The 21239-nt window shown below is 41.7% G+C and carries 18 protein-coding genes; 5 read left to right on the top strand and 13 right to left on the bottom strand.

Translation table 11 applies throughout. From position 1 onward, the window contains the following. Positions 1-316: 316 nt before the first annotated feature. Positions 317-1588 carry a bifunctional ornithine acetyltransferase/N-acetylglutamate synthase gene (gene argJ, locus ACM0OP_RS13510; protein WP_414528933.1) on the bottom strand — a complete coding sequence of 424 codons (1272 nt, stop codon included), beginning with the start codon at positions 1586-1588 and terminating at the stop codon, positions 317-319. Positions 1589-1871: 283 nt separating this feature from the next. On the opposite strand from argJ, the gene ACM0OP_RS13515 reads away from it, so the two are divergent. After that, positions 1872-2867, top strand: coding sequence for a CHAD domain-containing protein (locus tag ACM0OP_RS13515; RefSeq protein ID WP_414528934.1), 996 nt, complete (start codon positions 1872-1874; stop codon positions 2865-2867). Here ACM0OP_RS13515 and ACM0OP_RS13520 read toward each other — a convergent pair. The 4 genes from ACM0OP_RS13520 to ACM0OP_RS13535 all read right to left on the bottom strand — a co-directional run bounded on the left by ACM0OP_RS13520 (position 2833) and on the right by ACM0OP_RS13535 (position 5511). Further along, on the bottom strand, positions 2833-3498 hold the full coding sequence (locus tag ACM0OP_RS13520) for a hypothetical protein (protein WP_414528935.1): 666 nt from the start codon (positions 3496-3498) through the stop codon (positions 2833-2835). The genes ACM0OP_RS13515 and ACM0OP_RS13520 overlap by 35 nt on opposite strands. A gap of 199 nt (positions 3499-3697) precedes the next feature. Further along, positions 3698-4135, bottom strand: a complete 438-nt coding sequence (locus ACM0OP_RS13525) for a WD40 repeat domain-containing protein (RefSeq protein ID WP_414528936.1) — start codon at positions 4133-4135, stop codon at positions 3698-3700. A 51-nt stretch (positions 4136-4186) separates the two neighbouring features. Next, the gene (locus ACM0OP_RS13530; RefSeq protein ID WP_414528937.1) at positions 4187-4516 is read right to left on the bottom strand and encodes a hypothetical protein; all 330 of its coding nucleotides are present in this window, start codon (positions 4514-4516) and stop codon (positions 4187-4189) included. Between the two features lie 53 nt (positions 4517-4569). After that, on the bottom strand, positions 4570-5511 hold the full coding sequence (locus ACM0OP_RS13535; protein ID WP_414528938.1) for an N-acetylmuramoyl-L-alanine amidase: 942 nt from the start codon (positions 5509-5511) through the stop codon (positions 4570-4572). A 265-nt stretch (positions 5512-5776) separates the two neighbouring features. Between ACM0OP_RS13535 and ACM0OP_RS13540 the strand changes: the two genes are divergently transcribed. Beyond that, complete coding sequence (locus tag ACM0OP_RS13540) at positions 5777-6415, top strand: hypothetical protein (RefSeq protein WP_414528939.1); 639 nt, start codon at positions 5777-5779, stop codon at positions 6413-6415. 556 nt (positions 6416-6971) lie between these two features. On the opposite strand, the gene hetR is transcribed toward ACM0OP_RS13540, so the two are convergent. The 7 genes from hetR to ACM0OP_RS13575 form a co-directional block, all read right to left on the bottom strand. After that, entirely contained in the window at positions 6972-7871 is a 900-nt protein-coding gene (gene hetR / locus ACM0OP_RS13545; RefSeq protein ID WP_414528941.1) for a heterocyst differentiation master regulator HetR, read from the bottom strand. Between the two features lie 839 nt (positions 7872-8710). After that, positions 8711-10885 carry an EamA family transporter gene (locus ACM0OP_RS13550; protein ID WP_414528942.1) on the bottom strand — a complete coding sequence of 725 codons (2175 nt, stop codon included), beginning with the start codon at positions 10883-10885 and terminating at the stop codon, positions 8711-8713. 763 nt (positions 10886-11648) lie between these two features. Next, positions 11649-12938: an inorganic phosphate transporter gene (locus tag ACM0OP_RS13555; protein ID WP_414528943.1), complete on the bottom strand. Its 1290-nt coding sequence runs from the start codon at positions 12936-12938 to the stop codon at positions 11649-11651. Between the two features lie 122 nt (positions 12939-13060). Then, positions 13061-14107 carry a zinc-dependent dehydrogenase gene (locus ACM0OP_RS13560; protein WP_414528944.1) on the bottom strand — a complete coding sequence of 349 codons (1047 nt, stop codon included), beginning with the start codon at positions 14105-14107 and terminating at the stop codon, positions 13061-13063. 56 nt (positions 14108-14163) lie between these two features. Beyond that, positions 14164-14751, bottom strand: coding sequence for a hypothetical protein (locus ACM0OP_RS13565; RefSeq protein ID WP_414528945.1), 588 nt, complete (start codon positions 14749-14751; stop codon positions 14164-14166). After that, complete coding sequence (locus tag ACM0OP_RS13570) at positions 14748-15002, bottom strand: hypothetical protein (RefSeq protein ID WP_414528946.1); 255 nt, start codon at positions 15000-15002, stop codon at positions 14748-14750. Before ACM0OP_RS13570 ends, ACM0OP_RS13565 begins: the two co-directional genes overlap by 4 nt. Before the next feature lies 1 nt (position 15003). Continuing rightward, positions 15004-15483, bottom strand: coding sequence for a helix-turn-helix domain-containing protein (locus ACM0OP_RS13575; RefSeq protein ID WP_414528947.1), 480 nt, complete (start codon positions 15481-15483; stop codon positions 15004-15006). Positions 15484-15694: 211 nt separating this feature from the next. Between ACM0OP_RS13575 and ACM0OP_RS13580 the strand changes: the two genes are divergently transcribed. The 3 genes from ACM0OP_RS13580 (at position 15695) to patX (ending at position 19379) form a co-directional block, all read left to right on the top strand. Beyond that, a complete protein-coding gene (locus tag ACM0OP_RS13580) occupies positions 15695-17158 on the top strand; it encodes a protein kinase domain-containing protein (protein WP_414528948.1) in 1464 nt (487 codons plus the stop codon). Between the two features lie 128 nt (positions 17159-17286). Next, positions 17287-19062 carry an FAD-dependent oxidoreductase gene (locus tag ACM0OP_RS13585; protein WP_414528949.1) on the top strand — a complete coding sequence of 592 codons (1776 nt, stop codon included), beginning with the start codon at positions 17287-17289 and terminating at the stop codon, positions 19060-19062. A 107-nt stretch (positions 19063-19169) separates the two neighbouring features. After that, positions 19170-19379 (top strand): heterocyst-inhibiting protein PatX, encoded by a 210-nt coding sequence (gene patX / locus ACM0OP_RS13590; protein ID WP_414528950.1) that lies wholly within the window; start codon positions 19170-19172, stop codon positions 19377-19379. Between the two features lie 411 nt (positions 19380-19790). Here patX and gndA read toward each other — a convergent pair whose 3' ends face one another. Then, complete coding sequence (gene gndA, locus ACM0OP_RS13595) at positions 19791-21221, bottom strand: NADP-dependent phosphogluconate dehydrogenase (RefSeq protein WP_414528951.1); 1431 nt, start codon at positions 21219-21221, stop codon at positions 19791-19793. Between the last annotated feature and the right edge of the window lie 18 nt (positions 21222-21239).

Genomic DNA, 21239 nt, shown 5'->3' on the forward strand with positions numbered 1-21239 from the left:
TCAATCCTCTCCTAGAATCCCACTGTCAATAGGGTTTGAGACGCGCTAACCCTGGCTTAAAAAGGGGGAATTAGGGGGATTTAGAATGTTTTGATACCAACAATAAGACTTTTCAAACATCCTCTAAGATAACCAAAATCTGTGAAATCCTTTAATCCGTAAAATTCGTGATTCTAACCTTGCATTACCATAGGCGATCGCTCTCATAATTAGTATAATTTATTACTCAAAACGCAATTAACTGCTTCACCACTCTTGAGGTATTTGCCTGTGAGTAGGGAAGCCACACCCTCAGACTAAGGCACGGTGAGGTAGTTCAAGTAGTATATTCCGCGTTAATTTTCACGTAGTCATAACTTAAATCACAACCCCAAGCTTTACCTGTACCATGACCATTACCAACGTTAACGGCAATAATCACGGGATTATCGACTCGTTGACCTTTTGTCATCCCATTAGCAACTACAGAAGAATCAGCCGCAGTTTGTTTTAAATATGCACTCGCTGCTGCACGGTCGAATGGTACTGGTTGACCATTTTCTAATAATAAGAAATCCCCTAATTTTATTTGCAGGTTGTCTTGTTCAAAATTTACACCAGCACGTCCGGCGGCGGCGGCGATACGTCCCCAGTTAGGGTCACGGCCAAAAATTGCAGATTTAACTAGAGATGACCCAGCAACTGTTTTAGCGATTTGACGGGCGGAAAGTTGGTCATACGCGCCAGTGACTTGCACTTCAATTAAGCAGGTTGCACCTTCGCCATCACGAGCGATCGCTTTTGCTAAATGCTGACATACTGCTGTTAACATCGCTTCTAATTTCTCGGCTTCTGCACCCATTTCGGTAATTGCTGGGGTGCGAGATTGACCATTAGCCAGTGCAATTAAGCTATCGTTAGTACTGGTATCACCATCTACGGTAATAGCATTAAAACTTTGATCAGCCGCCCTACTTAACATTTGTTGCCATAGATGAGATGAAACGGCTGCATCACAAGTCACAAATGCCAACATCGTGGCCATGTTGGGATGAATCATCCCCGAACCTTTAGAAATACCACCAATTCTAACGGGGCGATCGCCTATAGTTGTTTCTAAAGCAATGGATTTTGTGACTAAATCTGTAGTAATAATTGCCCCGGCTGCTGCATCTGAACCCGTGTCAGACAGTGCTGCTACTACCTGGGGAATCCCACTGCGTAAGGCATCCATCCTCATCCTTTGACCAATTACGCCAGTAGAAGCTAGCAAAATCGATTCCGGGGAAATTTGCAACTCCCTCGCTAGGATTTCGGCGCTTTCTTCAGTATCCCGTAAACCTTGTATCCCTGTAGAGGCGTTGGCTTGACCAGCATTACAGAGAATTGCACGGGCGCTGTGTTTGGCTTGTAACCGTTGACGACAATAATCTACACAGGCGGCTCTAACTTGACTAGTGGTAAATACACCAGCTGCGATCGCCTCTACATCTGAGCAGATCAAAGCTAAATCAGGCAATCCCGAAGGCTTTAGCCCCGCCGTAATTCCCGCCGCTCGATAGCCCTTGGGCGCTGTCACACCACCACTAATTTCTTGCCAATCTGCCATTATTCTTCTCCCCACAACTGTTAGCTGCTTGACTGGGGATTATACCAAGTCTTCACTCATTAGTTAGTGGTTTGTTTTCACTTATTCACAACTGGGAAATATTAGCCCAATAAAAAATCGGGAGAGCCAATTTTGTTGCTCTCCAGATTATCAGGGTGCATCTACATAACATAGCATAACATTTTTGCCATGAGGAGTCATACCCTTTATTTATCTGGAGAATAAATATTCTTGAGCGCTAATGCTAGTATAAATTCGATGACTACATATTTGGTTTTCAGCTATGACATTGGCAATAAAACCCACAGTAAAAAGTCTCCAGGAATACGCATACCACGCAATTGAACAACACCTCCACAAAACTTTAAAGTGGGAGAAAGCAGTAAAGAAAGATGAACACCCAGAAGCATTGCATCAAATGCGTGTCGGGATGCGTCGCCTACGCACAGCCATTAGTAGATTTGATTTATTGCTGAATTTACCCCAGTCAGCCAGCGAGCAAAAAATTGGTAAAATCGCTCGTCATCTTGGCAAACTCAGAGATATAGATGTACTCAAAGAAACTTTAGAAACCGATTATCAACCACATTTACCACCAAAAGAACAAAAACTGCTGCAAACAGCATTCACTGCTTTAAATAAACAACGTAAAAAGGAGTTATCCCATACCCAGAAAACATTACAAAGTGAAACTTACAAATCTCTCAAACAAGCATTAACAGATTGGTTAGAGCAACCCAGTTATCAGCCTTTAGCATCTCTACCCATTCAACAAGTCCTCCCAGATTTACTGTTACCTGAAATCAGTAGTTTTTTGCTTCATACTGGCTGGCTAGTAGGCACTGATATTAAAGATTCAGAGATCAAAATTTGCACAAACTGGCAACCAGAAAACCTAGAAACAGAATTAATAACTCAAGGGGAAAACATTCATGATTTAAGGAAACAAGCCAAACGTGTCCGTTATCAAATGGAGTTATTTAGTAACTTATATGGTGACTCTTACGCTGCCTATGTTGCCGAAGTGAAAAACATTCAAGACATTTTAGGAAGTATGCAAGATAGCGTTGTCATGGGTGAATGGCTGACGGATGTCTTCAAGTCAGAAATTGAGATTAATTTACCTCACATTGCCGCCTTATTAAAGGAAAATCGTTATCAATTGTGGCAGCAATGGCAACCTTTGCAAGAACGATATTTTCAAACTGAACACCGACACAAAATTCATTTAATAATACTCAACCCTACTCCAACGCTGAACGCTCAGGAGACAGACTGATGGGAGCATCAAGGGATAATACATAAATCGTACTTTGAGGAATCTGCACAACACGGATATTTTCTGCCGAACTTAAGCCAGTCAGGAATCCCACAATACTTCCCAGCATTGCACCCCGGTCAAACTGTTGTGGATTACCTTGGCTGAAAAAACCCAGAGTATCCCCAGCAATTTGACTCCACATTGCACTATTTTCCATCGCTTTATCATTAGCTCGTTTATAAGTAATAGTAGTGCCGGGGATTATCTGACTTGATGCTTTAATAGGAACAATTCGGCCATCAACTACCAAAGATTGAGCGACAATTTTTACACCTCCATTGGTAGGTTTGAGCGTAATAGTTATGGGGGTATTTTTAGGTACTATAGTATTACCTTGATCATCTGCGATCGCCTGATTTAACGGCAGCGTCAGAGGATATTCATGATCTTGCCCTACATCAACAGTCACTGATGTGGGAAACGAGACAATAATTGCTGTATCTTGAGGAATTGTGATCTCTTCACTAACTGCTGCGGGTAGAAGTTTGCTAGTAGACTGAAGCAGAATAGGTAGAGCGCTAGCTGGCCATGTAACAGTGGCTAACAAAGAAATACAATAGCCCAGGCTAAACAACATTTGCATTTTCATAGTGCGAATAACTAGCCTCAAATGCCGATTAAATCAAGGATACAGCAACTTAGAGCCAAAGAAGACAATCCCAGTTTGATTAAAAAGACTTAAAAATCTGTTACCCCTAGACATATAATGTCTGCTAAATTACCCATAATCAACAGTTTATATTGGGGACTAAAGTCCCCTACTCAATTAGGGTCGCAATTGATTTTTTTTATTCCCAAACTTTAATTGTATGATCACTGCTAGCACTAATAATACTTTGATCATCTGGGGTAAAAATCAATGATTTTATGGTTCCCAAATGTGCAGATACAGTTTCAATAAGTTCTCCTGTCCTCAAATTCCAAATTTTCATTATTCCATCACTACTAGCACTAGCAATAAGTTGCCCATCATAACTAAAACTTAAAGCAGTAACTTCTGTTTCATGTCCATTACGTGAAAGAAAACCACCCAATTTACCTAATATGACTCCACTTTCAATATCCCAAATTGTAATAGTTTTATCCCAATGACCAGATGCCAAAAATTTACCATCTTTACTAATAGCAATAGAACTAATTCGTTTTGAATCAGATAAAGTTTGGATGATTTTTCCTGTCAAAAGATTATAAACTGTAACCGTTTTATTAAGATTATCCACAGCCATTGTATGACCATCAAGGCTAATAACAGATGAATTATGTCTATAGGATCTAGGTTAAAGCGTCGCAGTTTCAAGACTATAAGATACTGGAGATAGTGTTTCTAAAAGATAGATATAAAGATCATCGACAACACATTTACGATAGCCCTGAGAACTAGGATTTGTCAGGATTTCTCCTTGCAAATTTATAATTTCTCCATTTTCTCCAATAACACGCATATATTGACCGGTACCCCACCAATTCACCGCGAGTATTTCACTTTTGACTTTTACTATACCTAATGCACTTGCTTTTATCTTAATTAAGCAAGAATCTTCAATTAAGCAAGAATTTCCCATCAACCCTACTGCTGTGATGGTAAGAGTATCAATGACATATATCAACGGCTAGCCCCGAGAAAAGTTAGGGGCTGTCAGCCGTTAAGTGACTAGTTCAACTAACCAATTAATCTCTGCCAAGTCATGGGACCGACAATACCATCAGCAAGTAAACCATTAGCCCTTTGATATGTCCTGATAGCTACTCCCGTCATAGGACCATAGATACCATCAACACCAGCACCTACACGGTACTGTATGTATCTGACAACTGTGCCGCCAGCATGGTTAGGTCTGACTATGCGTTTAGCTAAAATCAGATTAATGGCATCCCAGGTATTTGTATCTGCAATTCCACTGGGTGCTAGTCCCACAATATTCTGAAAATTTACTGTTGCAGACCTGGTGGCGGGGCCTATGAGGTTATCTTCTACTAAAGTCCTGCGATTACTATCGTTGATTTTTAATTGATTTAAGGCTCTTTGCAGTCTGATGACTGTGGTATCTGTATTCAACTCTTCGTCCGGGACGGGATTAACAGGAGTGGTGGGAACTTGACCCGTCAAGCCTTTAACGATGGCATTAGCAGTTGCTTCCGGTTCATAGATATTCATATCCCTTGGGGAATCAACAAAGCAGCATTCCACAAGGATAGCAGGCATTCTCGTATTTCTCAGCACATATAAATGGGAACCACTTTTCACTCCACGATTAAAAAATCCTAAGCTGACAATTTCATTTAACACTGGTTGAGCAATTCTTCTCCCCGCATCACTGGCTGCAAATACTTCTGTACCATTAGCCTGACCATTAAAAGCATTAAAATGAATGGAGACAAAAACCTCAACTCTGTTAGTATTCGCCGTATTGATTCTTTGAAATAGTGAATTAGTTACAGAAGTCGCTCTATCTGGTTTACATGGTATAACTTCATGCCCTAAAGCGCGTAACTTGGAGATGACTCTGTTCCCTACATCTGTATTTAAAGCATCCTCAAATTTGATGCCTACAGCACCTATGTCTGGATGAGCATTATGACCGATATCAATGCCAAATTTCATTTGTTGCGCCTCTACATCTGCTGATAAATTAGGATTTTCTCTGGCTGCATCAAGCCACTCATCAGGTTCTCAATAGAAAATCAGATTTATGACTATTCCCGGAACCATGATAAACATATTGTCTGTGATCAAAATATCACCTATCAAGTTTATAATCAGCAAGGTCAAAGATGAGGTTTCTGTGAGATCGAGCAAAATTTCCTAGTTTTTAGAAGATTTGCCGTACATTTGAGTTAGCATACCCTTGGGTGTTTAGAGAAAGGCGATGAGCAAAAAAAATTTGAGTCAAGCGGGAAACCAACAAGGCAGTTCATCTGTCGAAATCGTTAATAAGTATAAAACTATGGGGCTGACAACGCCAGTTTTGGTTGTGGCTGGATGGTTGGCGATGATGGTTCCAAGTATGGCTGTGACTGCCTCTTACGCTAATGATTATCGTTTTTGTATAGCTCAACTCTTGAATTTGGGCATAACTGAACAAGCCATATCACAAGGATGTGCAAAAGCATTGCGTCCGCGAGAGTTGTCTACTTGCGTGGTGAGAATTAATCAGCAAACGGAAATTAGTGGCGCGAATGCTCTCTCTTTTTGTGAGAAAGCCCGTAGACCTCAAGATTTATCTACCTGTGTGGTTGGGATCACCAGAAATATTCAAGGGGCAGATCAGACAAGTGTTTTACAGTCCTGTAGCACTAGTTTATTACCTGAGCGTTTCGCTGAGTGTGTGGTGGGTTTAGGTAGTGAGATTAATATTGCACCTACCCAAGCAATGAATACTTGTCTGGCTGCTAGTGACCATGCTAGTGGTTTTTCACCTGCATCTGCACCACAAGATAACGTCTTTACCCCATTTAGTCCGTCTTTTGAAGTAACTCCAATTCCAGGGCATTCAGGAAATCAATAAAATATCAAGTTTTCTATTTTTCTCTAGGCTGGGCTTACAGTCCACCTATTTTTTTGTGTGCCAAAAACGCTGATATTAGGCAGAAGATTATATACAGCAGGGAGCAGGGAGAAGCATTGAAACTCCTTAATTGCAAGGGTTTCATGATCTGTTGTTGTACTAAACTGTATTCGTAGTGCTATTTTTTATCTTTGATTGAGGTTTATTACGAGAATCCTATTGATGCTGAACTAAGGGCAAAATACAAATGCCACTGTCTTAGGTAAGTGATGGAAGTCAAACCTCTTGTTTTTTCAGCAGGAGATTGACCGGATTTGGTTTTTTATCTTTTGGTGTTCCATTCACCAAATATGAAATTTTATATTTGGGTATATCGCCCAGTATCTTGAGGCGGTCGTCAACAGCAAAAGCTCAGATTTTTCAGGGATTCGCCACAAGGAATTTTTTCGATTTACACATCCAGAGAACTTGTTGTTTGTTTTCTGTATTTGTCCCCCCTATCTGATGAGAATTTGCTTTATTAGTACAAGGTGTTAATGGTATAACACCTTAACTATCAGTCTTCTTTTCTACCGAAAACCATTTGCAAAATCATGGGAATACCACCGCTTTGATGATATCTATCTGCCCAACTGCGAATGATTTCGTCTAGTTCTGCCATCGCTTGCTCCCATTTTTCTGCGGGGATATCAAGTTCTTCTAAGGCTCGCATGGTATTTGGTCGCCGTTCTGCCCAATCTTTCATCATCCGGAAGTACCTGGCGGTATCTTCTACCATGATGTAAGTCCGCTCTTGATCGTCTGCTGGTGCATAAAAGGGACGGGTAAGAGCGTAAAAGGGCATTCCCCAAGGAGAATCAATGCGGGTGACTGTACCTGAGTACAGTAGCCGACGCTTGATATGTTCTGCTAAGGCTTCGCTCAAAGGCATTTGATGCTCTGGTGGCAAGACTTCTTGCGATCGCTTGTGCAGAAATTCAATCAAATCTAGAAACTCAAAAGATGTGGTCAATTGAGCATCTGGCAGATTGCTGGGTAGCTTTTGCTCGATTTGTCTTTTTTCTTCACTGGTGAGACTTGTTCCAGGAACACGGGATCTTCCTGGTTGCCAAGGGAATTTTTCCATCCAGACGTAAGGTAACTGAATCAGATAACGGGGTTCTTGAGAACCTAGCATCTTCAACAATTTACCTTCGGTCAATGCCTGCCTAACTTCCTCTACGATGATTTTTACTCGTTTTGGCTCTAGGTGATGCAAGTGACCGGTCATCCGCAGATTTTGCCCTTGCTCTAGATAGGTCATGTAAATCGCACACTTAGCGGCGGTTGCTGCTGCATCTAAGAATGCTCCATGCCTATGCCCACTCGTCCGCATGGCACTAAAAGCCAGATAAAGCATGATCTGATCCATTGCACTGGGGCTAAGACGCTTGATCAGATCTATGTCGTTACTCATATTACAGACAGTTGAATAGCACGTTTACAGATTTATTAGTCACACAGAAATAAGTAGTATACACCCAATTAGCGCCATTTTCTTCAATCCCAACGTTATATCTCATGTTTTAACTCCGAGGTGATCGAGAGTTTGACATGATTATTACTTTTGAGCGGCGAGGTCTGAATACAATAACTGACTTTTGGCTTTCACAAGAAGTATATCTTTTCAGAATAATTACTTTTTATTAGGCTTTGCAGAACTGTTGGTTGTGTTCAGATTTCCGGCAGTAGTTGGGAGTTATCTAGGAGTAGTTAAGCTACTAACCTAAGAAACATTGGCAGGTTGAGCCTTAGTTTGTAATACAATATCCTGCTTACAACTTCCGGTAATTGGTTGGTAGTATTCGGCAGTTGACTGGAGGAACAATCACCCACTTTAAATCAGGTAGATGATTCCAGATTCAAATCACTTTTTATTTTCTTACAACATGATATTCTATTTCTGTCCGTTTTTTTATTAATTTTGTATAAAGTATACTATTGCCGATAGTCTTATATCTATCATGCAAATGCTAAATATGCAACTATTTATCAAGATTCTCTGATGTTTCACTCAAGAGTATCAGTTGTGAGTGAATTAGTGTTTTGGTCGTGAGGGGATAGCAAATAAATCTTGTGTGCAGGGGTATCTACTATAGCTTTAAGTTTGGTCGCTGATGGCTATACTGTCAATTAGTATATTTACTTAATAATTCCCGGTTAGGCTAGATAGGGCTAAAACTGCAAGTCAAAAGACTATAGTCCTGGGAATGAATTGTCTTCTCGCTCTCCCACCCCAAATTTAACTGTGGTTATTCACTGTTTAGAACTAGAAGGTTGAGGCTGAGTTCGCTTTTTCTCGAAGCTGTAAGCTGCTACGCCAAAAGTGATGAACAATACTCCCATAATTTGCACTGCGGCTAAGGTTTCCTGAAGTATCAAGCCAGCAAAAATTACGGTTAAGATAGGAACACCTGCGCCGATGATTGCTGACCGTAATGCACCTAATTTGCGAAAACCAATATTGTTTAGTACATAGCCTAATAGTGTGAGAACACCTAAAATAAAGGCACTCAAAATCAGTTCCAGGAAATTGGCAGGCTGAACAGCTACAGTTAAATTGCTGGGTAAGGGGAGCATTAAACAGATAAAACTCAATACCAGCATGGTGCTGAAGTGAATTAAGGTACAAGATACCGGATGTAGTTGAGCAGCAGAGATGCGGGTCAAAATGACGTAGCAGGCGAAAGCTACCCCGGCGAAGATGGCGGTGCTGCTTCCCAGGGTGAAGTTAGCCATACCGATGCTTGCAGAACCGCCTAAAACCAATAGTTGACCGCAGAAAATAGCGGTGATCGCCGCCGAGTGAAATCCACTAGGACGATGACGAAAGAAGAACCATGAAAGCAGACCGGTGATCATGGGATAGATAAAGAACAAAGCGATCGCCATTCCCGTTTCTATCTGACCAATGGCTAGGTAAATCAGCACCTGAGATAAAAACAAACAGCTACCACTGGCGATCAACAGTTGTAAAATACCTTGTTTTTGCACTCTCCGATTGGGACTAGAATTACCACGTAATGATCCCCAAATATTTTGCATATCTTGCCATACTTGAGGATGCATCATGGGAGCCAAAAGTAACATGAGTGGCACAACTACCATTAACCGCAGCATTAAAATTAAGAGAACATTTCCCAAGGTTGGGGAAATAATTCCCTGAATCTCTAAAACGCCAAAATTGTCATAACCCTGAAAAAACATCCCTTTGATGGCAATGTTATAGAGGGATGAAACCACCGTTGATAACACAATCAGTAAAAAACCGATTTGAACAGGGGAAAACCCTTGAGAGGTAGTTACCTGTGATGATGTCAGTTTTGCTTTTGACTGCTTTGGTGGCTGATAATTTACGGGTTGAGCTTTGGGTTCAAAGGATTCGGGGCTAATAACGGAAATTGGCTCATTATCTGGGGGTAGTTCCGAAGGAGAGGGGGTTTCACCGCCAGAGAAATTCCTGCTAATGAACGACATTGGCTCATTATCTGGGGGTAATTCCGAAGGAGAGGGGGTTTCACCACCAGAGAAATTCCTGCTAATGAACGACATCGGCTCATTATCTGGGGGTAATTCCGAAGGAGATGAGGTTTCACCGCCAGACAAATTCCTGCTAATGAACGACATTGGCTCATTATCTGGGGGTGGATTTTTTTCCGGTTCTAATGGGAATGTAGGATCAGGAGTATTATTAAATTGATATAACTCCTCATCTGTTGTAGAACTTGTTTCGGTGGCGTTATTAATTACTTCTGACTGTAAATGTGTTTGAGAGGAACGAGGCGGTTGTTCTTCCTCCAAGTGCAAAATAGTAGGCGATGATGGTTTGACTGTTTCTAGTGAAATTTCTTGTGTAGTTTTTACTAGTTCACCACGCAGATGATTAATAAACTCTTCAACAATTGCTTCCCCCTGCTGCTGTTGACTTTGCATCCGCGACAACTGTTGGGAAAGATTATTTTGATAATTTTTCAGTTCCTGTTGTAACGAATTAAAGGTAATGGTCAGGGTATCATCCAAAGTCGCAAGCATTTGTTCAGCCTGCTGATTGTTGTCCCCTGCTGACTGAATAGTAGATGTTGGCTGGGAATTACTTGCTACTGATTTGCTGACTAAACTGGTCAGTGATGATTGTAGTTGGGAAGATATATGCTTTGCTAAGGCTTCTGATAACTGACGAATCAAAACTTGCTGTTCGGTGATTTGTCGTACCTGTTGTAAGTGTTCTTTTTCCTCTAGTAATTGTTGGATTTCGTCAGACAAACGAGTTTTATCGGCTTGGAGCCGTTTAATTTCTTCCTGTAACGATCTGAGGACATTTTGCTGGAGATTTTCTAAATCCTCCACTACAGCCCATAAAGCTGTTTCTGCTGCTCTGGATAGCTCGCCTCTGACTCGCGGGTTTTCTGGTCGCTTCTCAAATCGCCCCATTAGCTTCTAACCTCTAACACCTTGAAGATAAAGCTGCTTTCCGTAAACTTGCTTGGCACTCATACTGATTTTCTGTATTTTGTCAGATTATCTGAAATTTTTGGCAGGAATTGCGGACATGAATGTAATTTTGTCATGCTGAGTACAAGGTTGGCAAAGTATCTAATTTATTTGCATAACAGTCATAATATACTGTGTTATCTTCAGCATTACAGAAATGTCTTTAATTAGACTTATTTAGATTAAGGGTTATCTAGTAAGATTTGCTCAAAAAAGAACATCATTTCCAATATAATTACTGTTTTTTAGTAGGAACAGTATTGAGAAAAAGCTTATGAGTAACTGTATGACAAGAATAAAAGTATTAAATTTATGGATTTGACAGCCAATTTTGGCAGAATGTAGCTTTTATGACAGTTTGCATTCTTTAATAAATATTAATCCGGTTTTTCGCAAAATTTTAAACTGCGATTATCCCCTGTCAACTATTTTAATGAATTAACTACTATTGTGCAGAAACAGTCTTGGTTTTTGCTGTTGTAGGAGTCTGCTTTGAATAGACAGAGGGTGTGGGGAAGAAATTATGTGTTTGATGCTTATAGCAATTCTGTGTAAGGAGGGGCTGAAATATTAGGAGAAACCTATAGCCTTCGGCATAGCTTCCGCTTAACGCATAGGGTGCGCGCAGCGCATACCAAAAAGTAAACAAAGAAGGAAAGAAATTTAGGGCAATTTTATCAAGAAATGCTATTAGGAATAAATTTTAAAGGAAGAAAATTCTAGCAGTGCTAAAAATAGCAGCGCTGAAGATTGCACTGGCGGGAAGTGTAATTAGCCAGGCTAAAGCAATACCTTGTATGGTGGAAAATTTGATTGATTTGATGTTCTGCACGAGTCCAATACCTATAACACCACCAACGAGAGCATGAGAGGTGGAGACGGGTAAACTTAAGCGAGAGGCCATGAGGATGGTGGTGGCGGTTGCAAGTTCGGCACAAAATCCACTACTAGGTTGTAAGGAGATGATGTTTTCGCCAATGGTGGTAATGACGTTTTTACCCCAGATTGCTAAACCAGTGACAATTCCTGCACCACCAAGGATTAAGATCCAGAGGGGGATTGTTACGCCATTGATAGGTACGCTACTGGTGCGATGAATATAAATGATTGCAGCTAAAGGCGCGATCGCATTACCAACGTCGTTAGAACCATGAGCAAAGGCGACAAAGCAGGCACTCAGAAGTTGAAACCGAGCGAATAGGCTTTCTGTGGGAGTGGGGAGTGGGGAGTGGGGAGTGATTTGTATTTGCTCTTTGTCTGCTGTCTCCTCCACTTGTTCCAACTGTTGCCAACTATTGATTGTGAGTGCTATGGCTGCAATTGCACCTGTGAATAAGGGAATGTCGTAGTTAGGTAAATTTAAACCAATTTGCTGATTTAAGTAGTTGGTTAGGGGTTGGGTTAAGGAGGGTAGGACAATGACACCAAATATTCCGAGCAGAATGACACTGAGCCAGGGAATCCATTGGTGTAGCTGTGCTATTTGATTTGGGTGATCTAAAATCCAGTGTTTGATTTGACTATAGAATAAGGCGGCGATCGCACTACTAATCATCGGTGTAACAACCCAACCAATGGTGATTAAGCCAATTGTTGACCAATTAATTGCATCTATTCCCACTGCTACCCAACTAAATCCCGCGATCGCACCTACCACTGCATGAGAAGATGCTACAGGTAAACCCCGTGAGCTGGCAATTTGCAACCATAACCCACAAGTAATTAACACTGTCACCATACCAATTAAGTAAATTTGTGGTGTAGCAGCGAATAACATGGGATTAGCAATTTTAGTGGCTAAGGTTTGGGATACTTCTTCCCCAAATAATACAGCGCCCGTAAACTCTAAAATCCCCGCAATAATGATCGCCTGTTTGAGAGTGATAGCTTTAGAACCTACGGAAGTTCCCATTGAATTGGCGACATCGTTCGCACCGAGATTGCAGGCGACGTAGAAGGCTAGGAGGGCGATGAGAATTAAGGTAATGGACATTTAGGGTGAGGGGTAGATGGAAAGAAAATAGCGCGATTCTCAGATGAATCAAAAGCAAGGGCTTATCGCAAAATATGGAGAAGCGCTATAAATATTTTCTACTGTTATTTTGTTTGCCCGGATTACGGATAAATTAAAATTTTATATGTGGCGGGATTTGGTGCGATCGCTTGGGCTACAGCTGCTGATAAGTTTTGTAATGGATAGCGATCACTAATCAAGGCTTGAACATCGATCCGGCGATTAAATACAATATCTGCCGAGAGATTTTGTAGCCGATAGGAAGAACTATAACTACCCATTAAATCAATTTCCCGACGGTAAAGAATATTCGGGTTAAGGGGAATTTCGACTTCATCCGGAAATTCTGCGAAAAATAAAATTTTACCACCTTTGCGGGTACATTCCAGGGCTTGAAAGAAAGCTTTGTCACTGGGAACAGCCAGCAGAGTGACATCAACACCCATTCCCCCAGTCAAGGCGTGAATTTTGGCAGGTAAATCAGGATCACGAGCATCAAAAGCCGCATCTGCACCGATATCCAAGGCTTTTTCAATTCTTGATGGTAGCAGATCAGTGGCGATCGCTTTCGCCCCAAAATACTTTACCAACATCACAAACATTAACCCAATTGGTCCCGCGCCAGTCACCAAAACAGTTTGTCCGGGGGCAATTTGGGCTTTTTTCACAGCTTTGAGACAGCAGTTAGTTGGTTCAACAAAACTCGCCTCTTCAAAGCTAATGTGGTCGGGAATAGGAATTAACCCGCCATTCTGCACAATATGTCCGGGAACCTTAACATACTCAGCAAAACCGCCACCACTAGCGTTAAATCCGGCTGTGGTGGAGATATTTTTATAGACATCGCACATAGAGAAATTATCATTCATGCAGTAGGCGCAACGCATACAAGGAATGTGGTGCATCACCGCCACCCGTTGTCCCACCTGCCAAGATTTTACTTCAGAACCTATGGCTGCGATCGTACCCGCAGTTTCATGGCCAAATATCCTTGGTGGTTCATACAGGGGATAACGAATTTTTTTAATATCTGACTGACATAATCCCACAACTCCCACCTGTACTAGCACTTCATCTGCTTCCAGCGTCGGGACTGGGATCTCTTCGTAAGAAAGTTGATTAACGCCTCTAAATACCTGTGCTTTCACTTTGGTTTTTCCCCGCTCATCTTTCTTAGATGTAGCATTTAGCGGGTCACGTTAGGTCAGGAGGTTTGAGATTTCTGTATATTCGCTTGTTCTAATTCTTGTTCTAAGCTTTGTTCAAACATTTGGAGCGCCTCAACATCTGCGGATGAAATATATCCTCCAATTCCTCCATTCTCAAACCTAACAATTTCACCCCGGTTGTCTTTAGCCGTAATTGTTAAAATTTCCCCTTGCTGCAAGAGTCGATACCGTTTACCCTCAAAGTATCTACAACCCTCTGGTGCTGGTATACCTAATTTATCCAAGGCTTTTTTGGCAATTTGTACAATTTCATCAGCATAAAACTGGCAACGGATACTACGAGCAAATTTTGGTACTCTATTATTTTTTTCTAACTTGTCAAGGGAGTCAACAATAGTCACTGGAGGTTTCAAGTCCTGAGACTGCTGCAAAATAACTTGAATCATGGTTCCTGGATTTTGTTCATCAAGGTAAACCAAAAAATCGTCTGGATGCCAAGCCTCAATCCCATAATCAGCTAAAGCTTCTACAGGAAAGTCTTTCAGGTTAGCAGTAACAATAACTTCTGCTTTAGCAACTATAGCAGCAGCGACAACATGGCGATCGCCTGGATCATTTGTCATCGCTGCAATGAGAAAAGAAACTCTGGTACTTCTACCATCCCATCAGGAAAATTGGTCTTGATTTGTTCTTGAAAGTATGATGCTTTGTCATTGGTCATCCTCCCCTTCTTAACAAGGTTACGAGTAGCGCCATCCAAAATTTCTTGTGAAAAATGAAGTTTGTATAATTCTGCCTCAGCAGCAAGCATCAAAGTATCACACAAAGGCATAGGGTAGATGACACAGGAATCTAAAATAACAGAGAGTAGCATTTTACTGATCTAATTCGCTACTCTTATCATCATAGAACCCCTCAGCTTGCAAAAAGTGAGTGAATTGCTTAAGTCCTTCCCGACGCTGAGTATCGCGCTGTTCTTTATATTTCATCAAATCATTAAAAAGAACACGACGATGTGTTCCTACTTTAATGCAAGGAATTTCGCCCTGGTCTAATAACTTAATGAGATAGGGGCGTGAAACTTTCAGAAGGTCTGCTGCTTTTTGAGTCGTCAGTTCCCTATCCTGAATGACTACAGATATTACTTTACCTGATGCTAGTGCATGAACAGCCTGATGTAACACTTGATAAACTGATTCAGGAATGTGAATTTCTTTACCGTCTGCTCCGACTAATTTCGCCTGGGAGCCTTCAAGCTGAAGGATAGATTCAAGGTGCTTAATGGATTGCTTTTCCTGTTCCTGAGCCATCACTGACTCTACAGGCAAATTTTGCCCAGATATGATGGTCTTCATTTTTTGTCATTACTGTAATTATATATAAAAGTATATCTTTTATATTCTCTAAACGCAATAAACGAAACGAGTCCGAGTAAAGTAGTTTTTAGCTACGCCCTAATTTCTTTTATATTCTCTAAACGTAAGAAACGAAACGATGCTCAAATGAAAATGTAATTTCTAAGACTCAGGGTAAAATACAGACATTCTTCAAGATGCGATCGCCTTTATGTTAGGTCAGTTACTAGACGGACGCTATCAAATCACTAAAGTTTTGGGTGCTGGTGGTTTTGGCCGAACCTATATTGCTGAAGACACTAAGCTGTACCAAAATCTTTGTGTAGTCAAGCAACTCAAACCGGTAGCAACTGATCCCATGACATTACAGGTTGCGAGGCGGTTATTTGAATCAGAAGCACAGCTATTGCACAAGTTAGGTACTAACGACCAAATACCCCAACTATTGGCGCATTTTGAAGAAAACAAGGAATTTTTTCTTGTACAACAATTCATTGATGGTCATCCTCTGAGTGATGAACTCACCCCAGGAAAACGGCTGAGTGAAGCCTATACCATTGCCTTATTACAGAATATTCTGCAACCTTTAGCCTTTGTCCATCAAAATCAAGTCATTCACCGGGATATCAAACCACCAAACCTGATTCGCCGCAATAGTGACGGCAAAATTGTACTCATTGATTTTGGGGCGGTTAAAGAAATTCGTACACAGGTAGTAACTGCAAAGGGTGTGACTAAAATGACCGTAGGTATTGGCACGCCTGGCTATATGCCCAGCGAACAAAGTCGGGGTATTCCCAAGTTAAGCAGCGATATCTACGGGGTGGGGATAATTGGTATTCAAAGTTTAACAGGATTAATGCCCCAGGAACTAGAAGAAGATGAACAAACGGCGGAAATTAAGTGGCGGGAATTAGTACAAGTCAGCCCACCCCTAGCAGATATTTTAGACAAGATGATACGCTACGACTTTCGCCAACGCTATAAGTCGGCGGTGGACGCTTTAGCCGCAGTGCAACAGTTGGGGAATGCTTACGCACCCACACAACCATCAACCGATCCCAGAGAACTAATTAATTCTCATCCTCCCCTGTATTCGCCACCGCCCAAGGTTCTCGCCCAATATCGTCAAGAGATTCCCCAAAAGTCAGCACCCGCTGCTGTCTCTACCGAAAGTCCAAAAGTAGGGATAGGTTTGTATTTCCAATGGGTGTTAGCAAATGGTCTGGGTTCAATTGGGGGACTTATTGTAGCTGCGATCGCTGATTCTATCTTGGGCGAATTGGGTGTAATTTCTGGTGAAATGCCTAGTATAGCTGCGATAGGCTTGTGGGGCTTAATAATCGGTTCCATGCAATTATTAGTGCTGCGACGACACATCCCGATCTCTAAAAAGTGGTGGCTGCTGGGAACTACTTTAGGTACTTTTATGCCTTATGCGCTAGTCCTGATTAAGGGTAATGATCCCAATGAAGCTTTAGGATTTTCCATATTGTTCGGAGGACTGATAGTGGGAATCATCCAATGGTGGCTACTGCGACCATTTGTGAAACGAGCCTACGGGTGGATTGTGATCAACGCAGTGCCATTGGGTTTTTTGTTGGGTGGCGGTATTCTTTCCGGAGGCGTATTAGTATCCCTGTTAAACAACCCCAAAAATTCCACAGAGAATTAACCCAATCACACCAATTCTAAACTCAAACAAAAACTCTGCGTACCTTTGCGCTTACCTCAGTGTACCTCTGCGTTTAAAAAATCCCCTCTCATTCCCTTTTCTCAACTATTTTAGAGACTTATATCAAAATGACACAACAAACATACACAGCCGATGTCCTAGTAGTTGGCGGAGGAACCGGAGGAACAGCAGCAGCCATCCAAGCAGCGCGACGGGGAGCAAAAACTATCCTAGTGAGTGAATTTTCTTGGTTGGGGGGAATGCTCACCTCTGCTGGAGTGTCTGCACCGGATGGTAATGAATTAATGGCATTTCAGACCGGGTTATGGGGTGCGTTTTTACAAGAATTACGGCAGCGTCAACCAGAAGGATTAAATAATAGCTGGGTGAGCTTCTTTAGTTATGATCCCCGCATTGGAGCCGAGATTTTTGCAGATTGGGTGCAGGAATTATCAAATCTGCATTGGATTTCTGGACAAGTGCCTTTAGAAGTGTTGCAACAGGGTAATTGTGTAACTGGGGTGAGGTTTGCAGACTTTACAGTTACAGCTAAAATTATTATTGACGGTACAGAATTAGGTGATTTATTGGCTTTAGGGGAAATACCTCACCGTTGGGGCTGGGAGTTGCAATCTGAGTGGGGAGAAATAAGCGCCCCGGCAGATTTTAATCATCTCACACAAAGATATCCCGTGCAATCCCCCACTTGGGTAGTGGTAATGCAAGATTTTGGAGAAGATGTTGCTCCGGAAATTCCACCAGCGCCTAATTATGATCCAGCGCTGTTTGCAGGTGCGTGGGATAACTACGGCGCAGAGAAATTCTTGAACTATGGACGCTGGCCAGGAAATCGATTTATGATCAATTGGCCGATTTGTGGTAATGACTATGGCGAAGGTGTAGGGCGATTAATCGAGTCAGAAGCAGCCAAAAAAGAATTTTTGCAAGAATGTCGCTGGCATAGCCAAAATTTTGCCCATTTTATTCAAAAAAACTTGAGTAGACGCTATGGTTTAGCTGAGTCAGTTTTTCCGGGTAAAGCTGGTGCTTTTGCATTGCATCCTTATTACCGGGAGAGTCGCCGGTTGGTGGGACTAACTACGGTGCGAGAACAGGATATTTTGCCAATGACTGGGGGTAAGGTAGCATCTCTGTTTCCCGATGCCATCGCTGTGGGTAACTATGCCAATGACCATCATTATCCTGGGTTCGACTGGCCATTGCAGCCAAAATCCATGCGTTGGGGGGGACGTTGGACTGGTACACCCTTTACTATTCCCTATGGTTCTCTGATTCCGGTGGCTACAGACGGTTTATTAGTCTGTGAAAAAAATATTTCTGTATCTCATATTGCTAATGGTGCAACTAGGTTACAACCTGTAGTTATGGGTATCGGTCAAGCTGCGGGAATGGCTGCGGCTATGTGCATTGAGTTGAACTGTCAGCCGAGGGATTTACCTGTGAGGCAGCTGCAAGATGCCTTGTTAAAATCTTTACTGGATTCTGCCATAATCATTCCTGTATTCAATTTAGATATATCGACCAGAAATCCGGAATGGCTGAAGTGGCAAGTGTATTACTTAAATAACCCCCAAGCCTATCAATTAAATGGTAATTATCCCAAATCGGCATCTTATCAGTGTAATTACGTAGAAAAAAAACAGATAGTAACAGGTGAAAGCGACTGTTTTACAGGGATTTTCCGGCGGATGAATGAAGAAGATTACTGTTTTGCAATTACTGTACCAGAGACTTATCATGATCAGGTTTGGCAGGTTGTGACATTGCGATCGCACATACAAGAGCAATTACAAAGCGCTGTAGATGAGCAACAGCTAACCATTTGGGGTCACTTAAATCAGGCTGGTAATTGGTTACTAGCTGAATGGATAGAAATACCGTAAAACTAAAATTTTTTCAGTAAAACAGGCTACTTTTTATCCTACTTTCCGGACACCATACCACAAAATTAGTAGCAATAGATAAGAGAGTTCTACAATCAACATCTGTTATGCGAGCTACGATTTCACTTTTAGTTTCGAGTTTAGTCTTCAGTTCCTTAGCTTTTAACTGCCAAGCAAAGGTAAATCGCTTATCTCAGATGTTCTTATCTTTTTCTGGTTCAGAACAGTTAAACTCAGATTCATTTCAATATCAAGCGCAACTGAGAGAATCAGAAAGCCCCATACTACATCGAGGTAGTGGAAGGATCAATTCATAGAAAAGTCCGGTTATGATGCTTACCTGTCATGTCCTGTGTAAAGTCAGCAGTTGTCTAATTTTCAGGGAATAAACAGCAATAGCCAAAGCAGTTAGGACATGAAAAAAGTCCAAAATCAATTCAGAGCAAGCAGTTCAATTTTGACTTTTGCTATACCTCTCTAGCAGAGATATAAAATTTAAATATTCAAGGTACATTTGCTGCAAACATGACTTTTGCATTGCTAAAGTTTTTGCATAAAAATTATCAGGCGATGGCTTTACTGCCTTCGGTATAGGCATATTCCATGCAATGATGTGATGAAACGCTTATCCATAAAAAAGAGTGACTCTGAATTTCAGAGTCACTTTAAAATATCTAAACCTCAAGAATTGCAACTTTCAGAACTTCCCCATATTTAGGGATGAAAGTTTACTTTTTAGTTTCAGCAATGGGAACCCATTCAGTGTGGAATGTTCCTTCCTTGTCAAGACGCTTGTAAGTATGTGCGCCGAAGTAATCCCGTTGTGCTTGGGTTAAGTTTTGGGGTAGGCGATCGCGGCGATAGCTGTCAAAATAATCCAATGATGCACTAAATGCTGGAACTGGGATTCCCAGTTTTGCTGCTGTCATGATGACTTCCCGCCATGCAGCTTGTCTATCAAGAATAGTCTGCTTAAATTCGGGAGCTAATAGCAAGTTAGGCAATGCGGGATTTTCGTTAAAAGCCTTCTTAATCTTATTCAAGAAGCCAGCGCGAATAATACAACCACCCTTCCAAATCCGCGCCATCTCACTCAGATTCAAATCCCAATTGTATGTTTTGGAAGCTGTAGATAACAGCGCCATACCTTGAGCATAAGAGCAGATTTTGGAGCAATAAAGAGCATCACGAACTTTGTTAATAAAGTCCTTGACATTGCCATCAAACTTAGCACTAGGACCTGTAAGACTCTTAGAAGCTGCTACCCGTTCATCCTTAATGGAAGACATAATCCGGGCATTAACTGCGGCGGTAATTGTCGGAATCGCTACACCCAATTCCAAAGCAGTTTGCACAGTCCAACGACCAGTTCCCTTTTGACCTGCTGCGTCAACAATCAAATCCACCAAGGGTTTTTTGGTGTCGGGGTCAACGTAAGGGAAAATATTCGATGTAATCTCAATCAAAAACGAATTGAGTTCATCTGTAGTATTCCATTCAGTAAACACTTCATGTAGCTGATTTGCATTTAATCCAGCCACATTTTTCAGCAAATCGTAGGCTTCTGCAATCAGCTGCATATCACCGTACTCAATGCCATTGTGTACCATTTTTACATAGTGACCAGAACCACCGGGGCCAATATAGGTAACACAAGGGCCATCATCGACTTGGGCAGCAATTTTGTTGAAAATTGGTGACAGATACTCATAAGAACTGGGAGTACCACCAGGCATGAGAGAGGGGCCATTGAGAGCGCCTTCTTCACCACCACTGACACCCATACCCAGAAACCGCAGTTTAGCAGGTTCTAACTCCTGAGTACGTCTTTCTGTATCTTCAAACCAAGAATTACCACCGTCAATAATAATATCGCCTTCATCTAGTAAAGGTTTGAGTTGGGCAATCACCGCATCCACTGGCTTACCAGCTTGCACCATCACTAAGATTTTGCGGGGACGTTCCAATGATGCGACAAATTCTTCTAGGGTAAAGGCGGCTTTGACGTTCCTTCCTGGCGCGCGTTGCGCCATAAACGCATCCGTTTTTTCTCTGGAGCGGTTATAAACTGCAATTGGGAAGCCATTGCGCTCAACGTTGAGAGCTATATTTTCGCCCATTACGGCTAATCCAATCACACCAAAGCTTTGTAGTGTCATAAATTATTTTTGGCTAAC

The organism is Nodularia chucula CCY0103 (assembly GCF_963923915.1).
In the GTDB taxonomy this organism is placed as follows: domain Bacteria; phylum Cyanobacteriota; class Cyanobacteriia; order Cyanobacteriales; family Nostocaceae; genus Nodularia; species Nodularia chucula.

What these genes read in the sequence shown, in the direction of transcription:
- ACM0OP_RS13565 (WP_414528945.1), bottom strand. Translation starts at nt 14,751, where the DNA reads ATGACAAATGATCCAGGCGATCGCCATGTTGTCGCTGCTGCTATAGTT.
- ACM0OP_RS13580 (WP_414528948.1), top strand. Translation starts at nt 15,695, where the DNA reads ATGTTAGGTCAGTTACTAGACGGACGCTATCAAATCACTAAAGTTTTG.
- argJ (WP_414528933.1), bottom strand. Translation starts at nt 1,588, where the DNA reads ATGGCAGATTGGCAAGAAATTAGTGGTGGTGTGACAGCGCCCAAGGGC.
- ACM0OP_RS13540 (WP_414528939.1), top strand. Translation starts at nt 5,777, where the DNA reads ATGAGCAAAAAAAATTTGAGTCAAGCGGGAAACCAACAAGGCAGTTCA.
- ACM0OP_RS13515 (WP_414528934.1), top strand. Translation starts at nt 1,872, where the DNA reads ATGACATTGGCAATAAAACCCACAGTAAAAAGTCTCCAGGAATACGCA.
- ACM0OP_RS13555 (WP_414528943.1), bottom strand. Translation starts at nt 12,938, where the DNA reads ATGTCCATTACCTTAATTCTCATCGCCCTCCTAGCCTTCTACGTCGCC.
- patX (WP_414528950.1), top strand. Translation starts at nt 19,170, where the DNA reads ATGCGAGCTACGATTTCACTTTTAGTTTCGAGTTTAGTCTTCAGTTCC.
- gndA (WP_414528951.1), bottom strand. Translation starts at nt 21,221, where the DNA reads ATGACACTACAAAGCTTTGGTGTGATTGGATTAGCCGTAATGGGCGAA.
- ACM0OP_RS13525 (WP_414528936.1), bottom strand. Translation starts at nt 4,135, where the DNA reads ATGGCTGTGGATAATCTTAATAAAACGGTTACAGTTTATAATCTTTTG.
- ACM0OP_RS13570 (WP_414528946.1), bottom strand. Translation starts at nt 15,002, where the DNA reads ATGCTACTCTCTGTTATTTTAGATTCCTGTGTCATCTACCCTATGCCT.
- hetR (WP_414528941.1), bottom strand. Translation starts at nt 7,871, where the DNA reads ATGAGTAACGACATAGATCTGATCAAGCGTCTTAGCCCCAGTGCAATG.
- ACM0OP_RS13550 (WP_414528942.1), bottom strand. Translation starts at nt 10,885, where the DNA reads ATGGGGCGATTTGAGAAGCGACCAGAAAACCCGCGAGTCAGAGGCGAG.
- ACM0OP_RS13575 (WP_414528947.1), bottom strand. Translation starts at nt 15,483, where the DNA reads ATGAAGACCATCATATCTGGGCAAAATTTGCCTGTAGAGTCAGTGATG.
- ACM0OP_RS13520 (WP_414528935.1), bottom strand. Translation starts at nt 3,498, where the DNA reads ATGAAAATGCAAATGTTGTTTAGCCTGGGCTATTGTATTTCTTTGTTA.
- ACM0OP_RS13585 (WP_414528949.1), top strand. Translation starts at nt 17,287, where the DNA reads ATGACACAACAAACATACACAGCCGATGTCCTAGTAGTTGGCGGAGGA.
- ACM0OP_RS13535 (WP_414528938.1), bottom strand. Translation starts at nt 5,511, where the DNA reads ATGAAATTTGGCATTGATATCGGTCATAATGCTCATCCAGACATAGGT.